Raw genomic sequence first — 15699 nt, 5'->3', positions numbered from 1 at the left:
CCCCCCGCCCCCCCCCCCCGGGTGGGGGGCTGGGCGGCGAGACGGGCCACGAAGCGGGCAGCCAGCGGAGAGGCGCCGGGGCGAGGGGATGCAGCAGGGCGCGGGGAAACCTGGGTCGTCATGAGCTGGTTACTTCCTGTTGGGCGGGAACGTCGCTACGGGAGGGCGCGTCGCTGCGGGAGGTCACTTCGTCGCGGGAGGTGCGGGGTTCGATCCGTTTCGGGGCCGGCGTCCGGTGGCTCCGGAAGACCCAGAGCCGCAGCAGCACGAACCGCATCACGGTCGCGAGGAGGTTGGCCGCCGTGAGCACGATGATCTCGGCCTGGGCCCCGGCATCCGCTCGCACCAGATGCAGCACGAGGAGGGAGCCGCTCGTCACGAGCCAGGCCAGGCCGAAGATCACGAGACCCTGCGCCTGGTGCTTGACCGCGCCTCGCCGCCCACGCACGCCGAAGGTGAGACGCCGGTTGGCCCAGGTGTTCGCGATCGCGGTGATGAGCAGGGAGAGAAAATTGGCCAGCTGGGCCGGCATCACGTACTGGAGAACGAGGTAGAGCAGCGCGAACGCGATGGTCGACAGCACGCCGATCACACCGAAGCGCAGCACCTGGCCGAGGAAGGTCGGTGGGGTCGGCGGCTCGAACGGCGGTCGGCCGAGTTCGGCGTAGATCTCGTCGACGGGGATCCTGCCGGTGATGAGCGAGTGCGCCACCCGAACGAGCCCCTTGAGGTCATCGGCGGCGGTGCCGACCACGTCGACGCGGCTGTCGGGGTCATCGATCCAGTCGACGGGCACCTCATGGATCCGGAGCCCGGCACGCTCGGCGATGATGAGCATCTCGGTGTCGAAGAACCAGCCGGTGTCTTCCACGAGCGGAAGAACCCGCTGGGCGACGTCGCGGCGCATCGCCTTGAAGCCGCACTGGGCGTCGCTGAATTCGACGCCCATCGTCGTGCGCACGAGGGCGTTGTAGCTGCGGGAGATGAACTCCCGCTTGCCGCCGCGGGTGACGCGGGAGCCACGCGACAACCGGCTGCCGATGGCGACATCGGAGTGACCGGAGAGCAGCGGGGTCACGAGGGGTGGAAGAGCACGCAGGTCGGTGGAGAGGTCGACGTCGACGTAGGCGACGACCTCGGCGGGCGAGTCGAGCCAGACCCGCTTGAGCGCCCGGCCCCTGCCCTTCTCGACGAGGTGCACAGCGTTGACGCCCGGCAGTTCGGTCGTGAGCGCGTCGGCGATCGCGGCCGTGTTGTCGGTGCTCGCGTTGTTCGCAATGGTGATGCGCCACGTTTCATCGAACTGATCGGTCAGGTACGCGTGCAGCACACGGATGCTGCGAGCGAGGGTCTGCTGCTCGTTGTACACAGGCACGACGACGTCGAGGGCGAGAGCTGCTGATCGGGTCATGATGGTTACTCTCTGCCGCGAGCCTATGCCGGACCACTGGCCCGGTTATGAGTGCGGCAAGGAGAAACTGTGAAGCGCCTGCGCCCTCCTTCCGGACTAGGGTGGGGTCGAAGGAGGCCCAGTGACCGCCGCAGAGCCGAATAACCGCCGGTACACCTCGCGGATCGTCGTCGGGGTCGACACCGGCCAGCCGGATGCCGTCGTGCAGCAGGCCGCCGTCTTCGCGGAGCACTTCGGGGCAGAGCTGGTCTGCGCCTGGGTCGACACCGGACGCTACGTGATCGAGGAACACCCCGACGGCAGCGTGAGTTCGCTGTCCTTCGACCCCGATGTCGTGGACCTCGCCGACGAGGCACTCCCTCCCCGTCTCGTCGCACGGCTCACGGCCGCGCTTGACGGGCGCCAGGTCGCGTGGAGCACCCGGGCACTCGCCGGGGACCCGGCCCTCGCGATCGGCAGGCTTGCAGACACCCTCGGCGCGGCCATGATCGTGGTCGGCACCCGGGAGTCGAGCGTCCGCGCCGGCCTGCAGGCCTTCTTCAGCGGGTCGATCGCGGTGCGCCTCGCGCATCGCCAGCACCGGCCGGTCGTGATGATCCCGCTCGCGCCGGTCCCCTTCGAGCAACGTCTCCCCTGGGAGCCCGCCTGACCGCCCCTGGCAGGAGCACTGGCAGGAGTCCGTCGCAGGGGCTCAGGCGAAGGGCGTCACTGCCATCGCCGCCGTCATGGCCGACATCCCGAGGAGGTTCCCGCGTTCGAGCCGGGTGCGGCTCTCCGTCACGAGCAGCACGAGAGACCAGACCACGAACGCCGCACCGGCCGCGCAGACCAGGGGCAGCAGGAGCGAATCCGAGTGCGAATGCCCCGCTGCACCCGCGCCGCCGCCCGGGGACATCACCGTGTGCGCCATCAGCTGGCCGGCCGTGACCACGAGGCCGAGCGGGTGGTGCAGCAGCATGGTCGGCCCCATAGTCCCGTGAGGTGTCGCAGATCGATGTTCCCGGGACGTGCGAACGTCGATCTGCGACACCTCAGCGGCGAGAGCGGGAGCCGGTGAGGCGGGGACGAGTCGGCGACGGAGCAGCGCCGAACAGGTCAGCCCCCAGGCGATCAGGATCGCCGCCCACGGCAAGGGTCCGAGGCCGATCGTTCCGAAGGCGGAGTCTGTCATGGCCGCGAGCATCACGAGGGTGGAGACGACCGCGAGGCCGGACCGGGAGCGCCGGCTGCCGAGCACGCAGCAGAGGTTGAGCGACGCGCCGCCGATCATGATTCCGTGCAGTGCCCAGGTCACCAGCGCTCTCCTCTCGTCCTAGTGGTGCGCGTGCTCGTGCGTCGTACCGTCGTGCCCGTGCGAACAGTGCGACACCGGCTCGTTGGCCGGCACGTTCATCGCGGGGTTCGCACCGAAGAAGCCGTAAGGCTTGAGCGTGAACTTCGCGTAGTCGACCGGCATCACCGGCCAGTCCTCGATCCGCGGGAAGTGCGTCGGGCCGAAGGTGTGCCAGAGCACGATGTCCTCTCCGTCGATCGACCGGTCCCCCGCGATGTACTTCGTGATGCCGTCGCCGCCTGGGTTCTGGTGCACGAAGTCGCCTGCCGCGAACTGCTCCGCCGGGTCGTACTGGGTCACGAACAGGTGCTTCGTGGCGAACTCGGCGCGCTTCGCGATCGATGATCCCGGGTCGGCCATCAGCGTCGGCGACTGCTCCGGCTGCAGCACGTAGCCGGTCGGGCGCCCGAGTCGGTTGGTCTTCTCGGTGTTGACGATGTGCCAGGCGCGCGCAATGGATGCGTCCGCGAGCCGCCCGGAGGATGCCTCGCCGGTGAGCCGGGTCGTCTTCTTGGTGAACGCGTTGCCGTGCGGGTTGCCCGGCCCCATCGGCAAGCGCACGCCGTCGATCTCGTCGACCGCGTTGGACAGCCCGTCGACCATCATGTCGAGCCGCGCGCTGAAGAGGTGCTGGTGGTACGGGGCGCCGAGCCCGGGAGCGACCTCGCTGGCATACGCGTAGTCTCCCTCGATCGCGGTCTCTCCGATAGGCTCGCCGATCCCCGGGTATGCCGAGGTGAAGAGGATGCCGGTGAGCTTGGCCTCGCACTCGATGGTGCCGTCGAGGGAGAGGTACCAGTAGAAGCCGTAGTCGTAGTTGCCGACCGTGGTGAAGAAGCTGATCACGAGGCGTCGCTGCCTGCGCACCTCGTTGGAGCCGGTGAACATGTCGCCGTGCTTCCAGAGCGTTCCGACGTCCTCCTCGTGCATGCAGATGCCGTTCTTGATCGTGAACGGGTTGCCGAGTTCGTCGGCGAGCACGGCGTCGAAATACTTGATCTCGCCGACGCAGTCGCAGCCGAGCGCGAGCGAGTTGGTGAACCGGCCGAACAGGTACTCTCCGGTGTCGAAGTAGTTCTGCCAGAACCGCACCGGCGACGGGTCACCGTACGGCACGAGCATCTCGTTGATCGAGGCCCGGTAGATGATCGGTCGTTCCTCTCCGGCATCCGTGAACGACAGCTGGCGCAGCACGAGGCCCTCGCGGGTGTCGAAGCCGACCTGGAACTTCCAGTTCGCCCAGCTGACCCATTCGCCGTCGACCGTGAAGCTCGGCCCCTCGGGCTGGGAGATCACGATCGGCTTGAGGGTCGTGAGCGGGGCGCCCTGCACGGCCGGGTCGTCGAAGTTGCCGCTCTCGGCCGGGATGTCGAGGGTGCCGACGTCGATGAGCCTGGTGATGGTGCGGGAGGCGGTGTCGACATAGGCGGAGAGTCCGTCGACGGGGTGTGCCCAGGGGTGGTCCCCCGGGTAGTCCTGACGGAAGGCGAGCACCCGCACGATCCGGCGGCCGACCTCTTCCGGGTAGTCGTAGTGCCCGGCCGAGAGCGGCACGACCACGACCTCGTCGATCGTGGTGCCCCGCGCGGCGAGCGCGGCCACCCAGCGCGGGTCTTCCGCGACGATGCCGGCGATCGCGTCGAACTCGGCGAGGAGAACGGGCAGCTGACCGGCCGACCCATCGAGGACCGACGTCGACAGTACCGCGCGGCCGGGGATGGAGACGATGTTGTCCGTCGACCGGCCGGTTTCCATGTCGAGGAGCATCACCCGGGCCTGCCGGTCGGGAAGCGGCCCCGTGCCGTCCTGCCAGGCGAGGACCTCGCGCTTGTGCGGTTCCCACAGCCCGACATAGGCGAAGCGGGTGGTTGCGTTCCAGTCGGCGCCCGCCGTGACGACGTCGCGCACGGTCTCGAACTCGGCGGCGGTGAGGCTGCCGACCGGGTGGCTCGGCACGGTCCCGGAGTCAGGGTTGCCGTGATCGTGGTCGCCGTGTTCGTGCTGGCCGTGCGGGGTGTCGAGATCGGTGATGGTCATGATTCTCCAGTCGAAGGGTGGTGAGAGGTGAGCGGATGCTGCGGGCGGGGTTCGCGGGTCACCCGCCGATGGCATCCGTGATCTGGTCGTATGCGACCCGGTTGGTGCGCTTGAGGATGAGCGCCTGCACGAGGCCGCCGAGGGGGAAGATCACGACGAGTCCGAGCAGGACGGCGCTCACGACGCCGAAGACGGGCGCGCCGTCCGCGTCGACGTCGCCGACGAGGAAGGGGAAGTTCGTGGCGATGAGCACTGCGGCGCCGAGCAGACCGAGCAGCCCGAGCACCGGTGCGATCACGGTGTTCCAGAGCCGCCTGTCCTGCTTGGTGCGGGCGAAGTAGACGACGACCGCGATACTCGTGACGGCCATCAGGATGGCGATCGAGAGGGTCGCGACGCCGGAGAGCCAGGTGAAGACCTGAAGCACCGGGTCGAGGCCGAGCACGGCGAAGACGACGATGAGGATTCCGGCGGTCCCCGTCTGCACGATCGAGGACAGGTGCGGTGCGGAGTGCTTCGTGTGCACCCGGCCGAGGAAGTCGGGAAGGACCCGGGCGTTGGACATCGAGTGCTGGTAGCGGGTGATCACGTTGTGGAACGACAGCACGCACGCGAACATGCTCGTGATGAGGAGCACGTTCATCACGACCTGACCGATCGGACCGAGGTAGGCGAGGGTCGTGATCAGGATCATCGCGCCGGGGTTCTCCGCGGCCTGGGCGACGACGCCGCTCGGGCCCCACGCCATCACGAGCGCCCAGGAGGCGAGCGTGTAGAAGACGCCGATGCCGATCACGGCGACGTAGGTGGCCCGCGGGATGGTGCGGCCGGGGTCCTTCGCCTCGTCGCGGAAGATCGCCGTCGACTCGAAGCCGATGAACGCGGCGATCGCGAACATCAGGCCGATCGCCGGGGAGCCGGTGAGCACGTTGTTCGGTTCGAAGGGCGCCATCGAGAGGCCCTCGGGGCCGCCGTTGACGACCACGGCGACGACGAGCGCGAGCACGACGCCGACCTCGCCGAGGAGTAACACCCCGAGCACCTTCGAGCTCAGGTCGATGTGCCGGTACCCGAGGAAGCCGACGAGGGCGACGGCCGCGAGCGCGTAGAGGTACCACGGCAGATCCGGCGCGCCGAGGCCGGTGAGGGTGACGCTCAGGATGTATCCGACGTACCCGTAGACCGCGACCTGGATGGTCGTGTACGTGAGCAGGGCGAGGAACGCCGTGGCGAGTCCGGCCGGTTTTCCGAGCCCGTAGTTGACGAAGGTGAAGAACGCGCCGGGCTTGGGCACGTGCCGGGTCATCGCGGCGAGGCCGACAGCGAAGAACAGCAGGACGATCGCCGCGACGACGAACATCGACGGGAAGCCGACTCCGTTGCCGAGCAGGATGCCGAGCGGAGCGGAGCCGCCGATCACCGTGAGCGGCGCCGCAGCGGCGACGACCATCAACACGATCGACGTGACGCCGAGGGAACCGGTCAGGGACCGTTCGGCGGGGGCGGTGCCCACGGATGCCGTGGGCTCTTTCGTTACGGTCATGTCATCTCCAGCTCGGGCGGGTTCGTCAGGGTAAGTCGGGGAAGCGGATCGGAAGGTCTGCGGCCAGCCTGTCCGACCGCTGTTGCCGACCGGTCTCGCCGCGGTAAACGTCCGGGCGGCCCGAATGAGACACCGGCCGTCCGATGTCTCACTCGGAGGTCACGCGACCGAAACACTCCCGAAGCGCGGCCGCAACGATGACTGGCTAGCCTGAGGCTCCGCACCGCCGCCGACCGTGAGCTTGTGAACGAGAGAGAACGAGGCCGGACCGATGACCGCACTGGCCAGGGCCATCAACGATCCGCAGCCGGTCGACGGCATCGGGACCCGCTCGCCCGTCGACGGCCTCGACCGGCGCAGCGTGGGATTCTTCGACGTGCTCGCGCAGTCGGTGTCCGCCGTCGCTCCCTCGGCCGCTGCGACCACGATCCCGCTCCTCGTCGCCGTCGTCGCCGGTGGAGCGACCGTGTGGTCGCTCGCGACCGCGATGCTGCTCGCGTTCCTCGCGGCGACGACGATCAACCAGTTCACCAGGCGCATCGCCGCGGCCGGGTCGATCTACACCTTCGTCTCTCGCGGGCTCGGCACCACGGCGGCGTTCGTCGCCGGCGTCGGCCTGCTCGTCGGCTACGGGTTCATCTCGATGTTCGCCCTCGGCGGTGCCGGATATTACCTCACGATCGTGGTCGGCAGGTTCTGGCCGGCGCTCACCGGGTCCGTCTTCGTCGCGGGCCTGCTCATCGTCGTCATGGCGGCACTGTGCCTGCTCGTGCTGGCCCGCGGCATCCGGCTCTCGACCAGGATCACCCTGCTCGTCGAAGCCGTTTCGGTGCTCATCATCGTCGTGCTCGTCGTCGCGCTGCTCGTGCGGCTCTGGCCGGTGCTCGACTGGTCGCAGCTCGCGCCCGGCGGCATCGACCCCGCCAACTTCGCGGTCGGGTCCGCCCTCGCCCTCACGGCCTTCGTCGGTTTCGAGAGCGCATCGACCCTCGGCGTCGAGGCGAAACGCCCGTACGCGAGCATCCCGCGCGCGATCGTGTTCACCGTGCTCGGGTCGGGAGTGCTCTACCTGCTTGCCTCGTTCAGCCAGCTCGTCGGCTTCTCCGCCCTCGGCGGCACGATCGCGGCGAGCGCGTCCCCGGTCAACGATCTCGCCGTCGCGTACGGGATCGACGCGGTCGGCCTGCTCCTCGACGTCAGCATTGCGACGTCCTTCCTGGCCTGTGCGATCGCGTCGACGACGGCGCTCGTGCGGGTGCTCTTCTCCATGGGTCGCGAGGGCCTGATGCCGAGCAGGTTCGGGCGCACCCACCCGCGGTATCGCACGCCGTTCGACGCGGCACTCGTGGCGATGAGCGTGATCACGGCCGTGCTGCTCACCACGATCGCGCTCTCCGGCAGCATTTGGCAGACCATGGAGGTGCTCATCGTCGGGGCAGCAGGCGGTTACATGACCGCCTACCTGCTCGTCTGCATCGCCGCCCCGGTGTTCCTCCGGCGCATCGGCGAGTCCACCTTCTGGCCGGTGCTGTTCGCGGTGCTCGCCGCCGTGCTGCTCGGCGCCGTGCTCATCACCTACCTCGTGGTCGAGAGCGGCTCGGCCAGGGCGCTCGGGGTCTGGGTGTTCCTCGGCATGATGGCGCTCGGTCTCGCCTGGTGCGGCCTGCGACTGCGGAGCCGACCTTGGCTGCGGGACACGATCGGGGTCTACGACGTGCCCGTGACGGGCGATCTTCTCGGCGGACCGGCCCCGGCGGATGCCGCGGCGCGGGAATCGGGCCGGGCCGGCCCGTGACGGGCGCCGCGCACCTCGGTGCCCGCCAGCCGAAGGCCATCCAGAGCGCCCTGACGGTGCTCGAGGAGGTGGCCCGCTGCGGGTCGGGGGTCACGGCGCGGGAGATCTCGGACAGCCTCGGGCTCCCGAAGGCGACGGCGTACCGGCTGCTCAACCTCCTGGTCCAGGACGAGTACCTCGTGCGGATGCCGGACCTGCGCGGGTTCGCCCTCGGCCGCAAGGTCGTCGAACTCGCCCGCCTGGTCGCGCCGGCCCAGCCGCCGGAGGCGGTGCGCGAGGTCGTCGACCGGCTGCGCTCGCGCATCCGTGGGGGCATTCACCTCGTCCGCTACGACAGCGACGGTGTCCGGGTGATCGATCCGGACCCCGACTACCCGCCGAGCGTGTCCGTCAGGAGTGCCCGGGCGCTCGAGACGAGTGCGATGGGCCGGCTGCTGCTCGCCGAACGTCGAGGGGACTCTGCGATGCTCGGGGAGGACCCGGAGCTGGCCGGGCAGCTCGCCACGATCCGGATCGAGGGCTATGCGTACTGCCCGAGCTCCTGGGCACCGGGGACCGGCTGTCTGGCGATCCCGATCCGGAACCGGGAAGGATCCCTCGTTGCTGGGCTCTGTCTCTCGGCACCCGCTGCGCGGATCGACGAGCCCGCCGAATTCCTGGCCCTGCTCAGGATGGGCGCACGGGAACTCGCGCCCTTGCTCGCCTGAAGCGGATCAGGCCGCAGCGGTCAGGTGCAGTGCGGCCCGGCGCAGCCGGTCTTTGACCGCATGTTCGATGAGAACGGGAATGTAGTCCCGCAACGGATTCCGGGCGAGCGCGAGTTGCTGCGCGTGCACGGTCTTCTCGATGCTCGTCGGCGGTTCGTTGGGAAACTTCTTTTCCAGTCGCACAATGATCTGCTCGACCGCGCGGTCTTCCTCTTTTCTATTCACCCTTTCAGTCTCTGCCTACTGCGGCGCAGCGTCAAACGCGAATGACGGCTCAGGACGGATCGCCTTCCAAGGATCCACCCCGCAGGGCGACCAGACAGTGGAAGACTGTCGGAGGCGGCGCATGCCGCATTCCCTGGGAAAGGCTCGAGATGACCGACGCACCGACACTGTCCGCAGAGGAACGCCTGCTGGAATTCCTCCTCGAGCAGGAGCGCAGCATCCAGTTCGATTCCTTCGGTTTCGCGGACGCCTGGGCGGTGGGCTCCCTGCTCGTGGAGCTCGGACTCGAACGGAACCATCCGATTGCGATCGCGATCATGTTCGGGGACCAGCGCGTGTTCCATGCCTCCCTGCCGGGAGCCTGCGCGGACAACGACGGCTGGCTCGAGAACAAGTTCCGTGTCGTCCGCCGGTTTGCGAGCTCATCGCTCGCTGTCGGCACCCGGTTCCGGGCCGCGGGGCGCGACTTCGACACCTCGTCCCGGCTCGACCCGCACACGCACGCCGCCCACGGCGGCGCATTTCCCCTGCGCGTACGCGGGGCGCTGATGGGTGTCGTCGGAGTGTCCGGACTCGCCCAGCAGCTCGATCACGATCTCGTCGTCGAGGCGCTCAGGGCACACCTGGTCACACGCGGCTGACCGTCGCCTGCGTCACGGACGCGAACGCGGGAGTCGGCCTGCCGAGCAGGTAGCCCTGGGCGAAAGCGCAACCGGCTTCCCGAAGCGCGGCCAGCTGGTCCTCGGTCTCGACCCCTTCGGCAACCACGTCGATGTCGAGCTTCTGCGCGAGCGCGATGATCCCCTCGACCAGGGCGACGGATGCGGCCTCCGGCAGATTCGCGGTGAAGGTCCTGTCGATCTTGATCTGGTCGACAGGGAGGGTGTTGAGCCAGGCCAGGGTCGAGAACCCGGTCCCGAAATCGTCGAGCGAAATGCTCACGCCGAGCCGGCGGAGTTCGATGAGGCGTTCCACGACGCCAGGGAGATCGATGAGAGCCCTGCTCTCGACGATCTCGAGCACCAGCCGCTCCGGACGGAGCCGGTTGCGGTTGAGGGCCGCGCGCACGGTCGGTATCAGCCTCGGGTCGACCAGGGTGGCACTCGCAAGGTTCACCGCGACGTGCAGCGGCACCCCACCGGCAGCGGTGAGGGTCGCAGCGTCGCCGAGGGCTGCGAGGTCGGCGAGGGCCTTCCCGAGCACCCACAGGTCCAGGTCGGCAACGAGGCCCGTCTCCTCCGCGAGCGGTAGAAAAGCAGCGGGGGCCAGCAGGCCCAGGCGGGGGTGGTCCCAGCGGATCAGGGCTTCTGCCCCCACGACCCGGTCGGGCGAGGAGAGCGCGACGACGGGCTGGTAGTGCAGCCGCATCTCGGCCCGCCCGAGCGCCTCGACGAGCTCGCTGTGCAGCGAGGTCACCGGGCCGGTCCGGTTGCTCTCGTCCGCGAGGGCGACCTGGTTCCGGCCGGTGCGTTTCGCCTCATACATCGCAGTGTCCGCTGCGGCGAGCAGGCGTTCTCCGCCATCCCCCGGGCCGTTGTGTACGGCGACCCCGATGCTCGCGGTGATGCGCAGGTCATGGCCGGAGACGTGGAAGGGCCGGTTGAGGCTATCGACGACCCGATGGGCGAGGTCGACCGCCTGTTCCTGGCCCGGAAGTTCGCGGGCGAGGACCGCGAACTCATCGCCCCCGAGACGTCCGATGGTGGCCTCGACACCCAGGCACCCGCGCAGCCGAACGGCGATCTGGCGGAGGAGTTCGTCGCCGGCACCGTGACCGAGCACGTCGTTGACCTGTTTGAAGTTGTCCAGGTCACAGAACATCACGGCGGTGCAGGACCCCGCCGCGCAGGTCGACACGGCGGCATCGAGCTCACTCGCGAACAGCATCCGGTTGGCGAGGCCGGTCAGCGGGTCATGAAGGGACTGGTGGCGAACCGTGGCGAGGAGCCGGGCGTTCTGCAGGGCGATGGCGCCCTGATGGCTGACGCCCTCGATGCGGGCGAGCGTGCTCGGCGAGATGCCGGGCGCGAGGGTGGAACGCCACCCGCCCGCTACGACCCCCATCAGCACGTCGCCGGCGAGCAGCGGAACGATGATCGCCGTGGTCATCCCGCATTCCGCGAGGAGGCCCGCGAGTTGCGGGCTCGCGGTGGTCGCCGAGAGCGGGACCGGCCGCTGGTGCGCGAGGAGCTCGACGAGTTCGGGCGTCTGCGCAGCGGGGATCGGCGCCGCGAGCACCCGATCCCTCCGGGGCGCATCGAGGCCGGCGGTCGCGACCGCGCGCATCACGCCGGGGCTGGCATCCCAGAGCAGCACCGCAGCGGCATCGCAGCCGGCGATAGCGGGGACCGCGAGGGCCACGGCGTCGGCGACCGCCTCGCTGCCAGTGCTCGTCGCGAGCTCATGGGCGAGCACCAGCATGGCGGCCGCCCTGCTCTCTTCGCGCCTGCTGTCCTCGAGGGCCGTGAACAGGTCGAGCGCCGCCGCGGCGTGGCCGGCGTAGGCCTCGAGCAGGGTCCTGTCCCCGTCCATCGAGGTGTGGCCGAGTGAATACAGCGCGGCAAGTCGCCCGTAGGTACGCCGGCTCGAGGAGACGTCCACGATCACGGCCCGCTCGCCGAGGTCTGCGCCGTGGAGGATCCGGGCAGCGATCCTGACCGCCCCGGGCGCATCAAGCCCCTGGAAGCGAAGCACGGGCTCACCGTGGTCGGCCGTCATGATGAGCAGGTACGCCGGCGCGAGCACCGCAGACGAGGCCCGCGCGACGATCCGGGCGAGCACGTCGTCGACGTCGTCGCTTCCGACCAGGTCCGCTGCGGCGTGCTGGACCTCTTTGACCTTCTCGCGCAGGAGCGCCAAGGACCGGTTGGTGGGATGGTTCAGTGACCGCCGCGACCACCAGCGGCGCCGGGTCGACCACGTCACTTCGTAGACGCAGCACTCGTATCCGTCGCACTGGCACTCCGGGTGAACCACGATCGCGGCCGTGAGCCCGAACATGGACGGCAGCGCCGCGAACAGGCCCTGGGCGTACTGGCAATCCAGGCGCGACGGTGGATAGCCCTCGTGCAACCGGTAGCGGAGGCGTGCCGACGTCCGCCCCACGGAAACGGACTCCATCGTCGATGTGGTCGTGAACTTAGGAATCAATCGCGGCAGCTGGCGATACACCGCTGCGGGTGACGCGAAGGCGCTCAGGAGCTGCACAAGCACCGGATGAAGCCCGTCTGAGACGACCGTCGCACCCACCTGGTACATCGTGTGCGGGTCGTCGAGCACGGTCGTCGCGGCCGTGAAGAGCCGGATCCTGGTGTCGTAGCTCACCCAGGTGGCCGTGTCCTCGAGCCAGTCGAGCGACTCAGTGATTCCCGCCCTGGCGAGGACGTCGGCAACGGCAGCGTCCCCGCCGTGTGCACGCACGTGGCCGAGGAGAAGGGAAATCGTCGTGCTCGACGTCTCCCGTGGCTCCTGTGTCATCATCGCCCCCTGAGTGCATACTACCGACTGCACCCTCCTCCGAGGGGGCCTGAAGCCGGCGGCTCAGCGACCGAGGGCAGGGCTTCCGGTTATTCGTCGACCGGTCGGTCAACGAACATCTGTTCAGACGGCGGTCTCGTCCGGACTCTTGGCCGCATCCGCAGCGGGAGCGGAATACCGCATCAGCGACTTGTGCCGCAGGTTGTATTCGCGCTTGAGTTCGTTCCAGCGCGGGAGCGAGACCTGATTGGCCGACGAGGCCGTGGTGGGTTCGCCTGACGACGGCGCCTCGGACACGATGGCCTCAGTCCTGGTCGTCGTCGCGCGTCGTCGAGACCACGCCGCGTCGCGCAGCGAACTCGCGCTTGAGCGCCGACCAGCGCACGGCGGACACGTAGTGGATGGTGGAATTCTTCGTCGCGTCGGCCATGGGCTCTCTCAGTCTCAAACGGTTGATGAACGGCGCGCCGCTGGGCCTGGTTCAATGTGTGAGCGATCGAGATTGACACGGTTTCGCATCCGTGGATGGAAACCCGACCCATCACTATCGGTGGACGGGATCGCACTTTCATGGTACATCCGACGGTCGGAATCCGGTCATCGAGGCTGGCTCGCGCGGCCGGGCGGCTTTGTTTCCTTACGTGACGGATGCCGGGACATCCGCCCGTCGCCGACCTAGGCTTGCTCTCAACACCGACCGCCACGCCGCGACACGAAGGGACCGAGACCGCGATGACCCAGCACCACCCCGCTCTCCGGACGGCCCCTCGCCCAGAGTGCTCGCAGGGTCACACCTGCACCGGCAGCGCTCCGGGACACGCGCTGCCGCTCATCCAGCAGCGCGTGTCTGCCGCGACGCCGAGCAAATGGCGCGACGCGATCGTCACGGCGGTCACCCATACGGGTTGGATCGCCATCACGACGCTCGATGACCACACCAGGGTCTGGGTGTGGAACCACGCGGACCTCGGCGCCGTGGCCTCGATCGGCGACCCGGTCGCACTGCACGACGTCTATCACGTGCTCGCGATCGGAGCCGATCGCGTGAATGTGCTCCTGGCCCCGGTCGAGCTGTCGGGTTTCTCCGACCTCGCGGATCTTTCCTAAGCCGCCCGTCGTCAGCCGCCGGCCGGGATCTCCGGTCTGGTCCAGCTATGCCATCGGCATCATGGACTTCATCGCCGACATCATCCGCTCGCACGCGGCAGCGCACTGACGGCAGGCCTCAGCGCACATCTTGCACTCTTCGCTCATCTCGGCGTGCATCATGCACTCGTCCGCGCACGCCATGCACATCTTCATGCAGGCGTCCATCTGGGCCATCATGACCGTCATGTCGTAACCGGAGGGGCGCAGCATCATTCGCATCATCGTGTGGGTCATGTCGGCGCAATCGAGGCACATGCTCATGCACTTCGACATCCCGGTCATGCCCATGGCCATCATGTCGTCCGCGCAGACCGTACAGGCCTGCTCGCATGCGCTGCAACACTCGATCAGCTCCTGCATGGCCGCCGTGTCGAGGCCGCTCATGCTCTTCATCGCCGTTGAGGAGTCCATCATCTGCGCTGTCATGCTCATCATTTCAGTCATCCCACTCCGGAAGCCCGGCGTCGGTCCATTCCGGCTGATGACCGTGGCGTCCACGTTACGAAATGTTACGCCGCACGCCCGGCCGGTCGAAAGAGTCCGTGCCCTAGATTGTGGGAAGAGAGTGCAGGACACGAACGTGCGAAGGAGCACTATGACCGGCTGGCGGATTCGCGATTTCCACGCTGACGATCTCGACGGGATCCTCCGGCTCTGGCAGGAGATCACCGCGACGAACACGGAACCGGTCTATGGGCTGTCCGAGGTGCTCGCCTCCTGCCAGAAAGACCACGCCGTCGTCGCGATGCACGGCGACGAGGTCGTCGGGGCCGCCGTCGGCCGCGCGGCGCACGCCCAGGGTTGGATCGTGTTCCTCGCGACCGCACACGTCTGGCAGGGCCAGGGCATCGGCACGGCCATGCTCGCCGCGCTCGAGTCGAAGATGGCACCGCACGGCCTGACCAAGCTCTCCGCGCTGATGCCGGAAACCGAAAGCCGCGTCGACGCCTTTCTCAACCGCGGCTTCGTGGTCAAGAAGCAGTTGAGCTACTTCGAGCGCGAGATCCCGGTGCAGCGCGAGGGACTCAAGGCACTCGGCGACCTCGGCGGGCGGATTCTGCCGCGCGATCTCTGGGCTGCCGTCGGCGGCATGCGCGCCGAGAAGGAACTCCTCGAGCGCCGGCTCGTGATGCCCCTCGCCGAACCCGATCTCGCCGAACAGTACGGGGTCATCCCGCCCAAGGCCGTCGTGCTCTTCGGCCCTCCCGGGACGGGCAAGACCACCTTCGCCAAGGCGATCGCCTCACGGCTCGAGTGGCCGTTCGTCGAGGTGTTCCCTTCCCGGCTGGCCGGCGACCCGAAGGGTCTCGCCGGCGCCCTGCGGGAAACCTTCCTCAAGATCTCAGAGCTCGAGCACGCCGTGGTTTTCATCGACGAGGTCGAGGAGATCGCGGCCCAGCGCGGCGGGGAACCGCCGTCGCCGCTGCAGGGGGTGACCAATGAGCTGCTCAAGATCATCCCGGCGTTCCGTGAGCGTCCGGGCCGCCTCCTCGTCTGCGCGACCAACTTCATCCGCGCCCTCGATTCCGCACTACTCCGGCACGGTCGGTTCGACTACGTCATCCCGATCGGGCTCCCGGATGCCGCTGCGCGTGCGGCCATCTGGGCCGGTTATGTGCCGGCGCCCGTCGCCGGCACGGTCGACTTCGCCGCGCTCGTCGAGGCGAGCGAGGGCTTCTCTCCCGCGGACATCGAGTATGCGGCCCGCCGGGCCTCGCAGGAGGCACTCGAACGGGCACTCTTCACCGCGGACAAGGTGCCAGCGGATGCGCCGAGCGGTCCCCGAACCGAGGACTACCTTGAGGCGATCCGCGCCACCCGCACCACGGTCTCGCCGCAGGTCGCAGCGGAGTTCCTCGAGGACATCGAGCGGCTCGCCCGCCTCTGACCGTGCGAGCAACGACAGCGGCCGACCCCTCCTGCTTCTCGGTCGATGCCTGCAGCAGAGCCCAGGAACGCTGGTGGCTCCCGGCCGTCACCGCCCCGCGAATCGCGACCATCGGCTGACGGCTGACGACTGAC

The 15699-nt window shown here is 68.6% G+C and carries 15 protein-coding genes; 6 read left to right on the top strand and 9 right to left on the bottom strand.

Going from position 1 to position 15699, the window contains the following annotated elements; genetic code table 11:
- Nucleotides 1-118 precede the first annotated feature (118 nt).
- A complete protein-coding gene (locus tag QN350_RS09965; protein ID WP_322138439.1) occupies nt 119-1411 on the bottom strand; it encodes a bifunctional glycosyltransferase family 2/GtrA family protein in 1293 nt (430 codons plus the stop codon).
- 121 nt (nt 1412-1532) lie between these two features.
- Between QN350_RS09965 and QN350_RS09960 the strand changes: the two genes are divergently transcribed.
- Nucleotides 1533-2060 (top strand): universal stress protein, encoded by a 528-nt coding sequence (locus QN350_RS09960; RefSeq protein WP_281533519.1) that lies wholly within the window; start codon nt 1533-1535, stop codon nt 2058-2060.
- Between the two features lie 42 nt (nt 2061-2102).
- On the opposite strand, the gene QN350_RS09955 is transcribed toward QN350_RS09960, so the two are convergent.
- Genes QN350_RS09955 through QN350_RS09945 form a run of 3 tightly spaced genes read right to left on the bottom strand, consistent with a single transcriptional unit; the run spans nt 2103 to nt 6324 of the window.
- A complete protein-coding gene (locus QN350_RS09955; protein ID WP_322138440.1) occupies nt 2103-2705 on the bottom strand; it encodes a hypothetical protein in 603 nt (200 codons plus the stop codon).
- Nucleotides 2706-2723: 18 nt separating this feature from the next.
- Nucleotides 2724-4781, bottom strand: coding sequence for a primary-amine oxidase (locus QN350_RS09950; protein ID WP_323516317.1), 2058 nt, complete (start codon nt 4779-4781; stop codon nt 2724-2726).
- Between the two features lie 58 nt (nt 4782-4839).
- Nucleotides 4840-6324, bottom strand: a complete 1485-nt coding sequence (locus QN350_RS09945) for an APC family permease (protein WP_243012742.1) — start codon at nt 6322-6324, stop codon at nt 4840-4842.
- Nucleotides 6325-6595: 271 nt separating this feature from the next.
- Here QN350_RS09945 and QN350_RS09940 point away from each other — a divergent pair, with 271 nt between their 5' ends.
- Together QN350_RS09940 and QN350_RS09935 are read left to right on the top strand one after the other, a co-directional pair.
- A complete protein-coding gene (locus QN350_RS09940; RefSeq protein WP_322138442.1) occupies nt 6596-8119 on the top strand; it encodes an APC family permease in 1524 nt (507 codons plus the stop codon).
- Nucleotides 8116-8826, top strand: a complete 711-nt coding sequence (locus QN350_RS09935; RefSeq protein WP_322138443.1) for an IclR family transcriptional regulator — start codon at nt 8116-8118, stop codon at nt 8824-8826. Before QN350_RS09940 ends, QN350_RS09935 begins: the two co-directional genes overlap by 4 nt.
- Before the next feature lie 6 nt (nt 8827-8832).
- Here the strand turns inward: QN350_RS09935 and QN350_RS09930 are convergent, their stop codons facing one another.
- A complete protein-coding gene (locus QN350_RS09930) occupies nt 8833-9051 on the bottom strand; it encodes a three-helix bundle dimerization domain-containing protein (RefSeq protein ID WP_281533526.1) in 219 nt (72 codons plus the stop codon).
- Nucleotides 9052-9200: 149 nt separating this feature from the next.
- Between QN350_RS09930 and QN350_RS09925 the strand changes: the two genes are divergently transcribed.
- Complete coding sequence (locus QN350_RS09925; protein ID WP_281533527.1) at nt 9201-9692, top strand: heme-degrading domain-containing protein; 492 nt, start codon at nt 9201-9203, stop codon at nt 9690-9692.
- Here QN350_RS09925 and QN350_RS09920 read toward each other — a convergent pair.
- From QN350_RS09920 to QN350_RS09910, 3 genes are all read right to left on the bottom strand, one after another.
- The gene (locus tag QN350_RS09920; RefSeq protein ID WP_323507852.1) at nt 9679-12528 is read right to left on the bottom strand and encodes an EAL domain-containing protein; all 2850 of its coding nucleotides are present in this window, start codon (nt 12526-12528) and stop codon (nt 9679-9681) included. The two genes, QN350_RS09925 and QN350_RS09920, sit on opposite strands and share 14 nt — an antisense overlap.
- Nucleotides 12529-12651: 123 nt before the next feature.
- Complete coding sequence (locus QN350_RS09915) at nt 12652-12825, bottom strand: hypothetical protein (RefSeq protein ID WP_322138445.1); 174 nt, start codon at nt 12823-12825, stop codon at nt 12652-12654.
- A gap of 7 nt (nt 12826-12832) precedes the next feature.
- Nucleotides 12833-12958 (bottom strand): hypothetical protein, encoded by a 126-nt coding sequence (locus QN350_RS09910; RefSeq protein ID WP_281533531.1) that lies wholly within the window; start codon nt 12956-12958, stop codon nt 12833-12835.
- 302 nt (nt 12959-13260) lie between these two features.
- Here QN350_RS09910 and QN350_RS09905 point away from each other — a divergent pair, with 302 nt between their 5' ends.
- Nucleotides 13261-13635, top strand: coding sequence for a hypothetical protein (locus QN350_RS09905; protein WP_323516314.1), 375 nt, complete (start codon nt 13261-13263; stop codon nt 13633-13635).
- A gap of 45 nt (nt 13636-13680) precedes the next feature.
- Here QN350_RS09905 and QN350_RS09900 read toward each other — a convergent pair whose 3' ends face one another.
- Nucleotides 13681-14175, bottom strand: coding sequence for a hypothetical protein (locus tag QN350_RS09900; protein ID WP_322138447.1), 495 nt, complete (start codon nt 14173-14175; stop codon nt 13681-13683).
- A 97-nt stretch (nt 14176-14272) separates the two neighbouring features.
- On the opposite strand from QN350_RS09900, the gene QN350_RS09895 reads away from it, so the two are divergent.
- Entirely contained in the window at nt 14273-15565 is a 1293-nt protein-coding gene (locus QN350_RS09895) for an ATP-binding protein (RefSeq protein ID WP_322138448.1), read from the top strand.
- The last annotated feature ends 134 nt before the right edge of the window (nt 15566-15699 follow it).

The sequence above is a fragment of the Cryobacterium sp. 10I5 genome (assembly GCF_035019865.1).
Taxonomy (GTDB): Bacteria; Actinomycetota; Actinomycetes; order Actinomycetales; family Microbacteriaceae; genus Cryobacterium; species Cryobacterium breve_A.
Note: the sequence above shows the minus strand (reverse complement) of the source record. Positions and strands in the feature narration are given on the sequence as shown.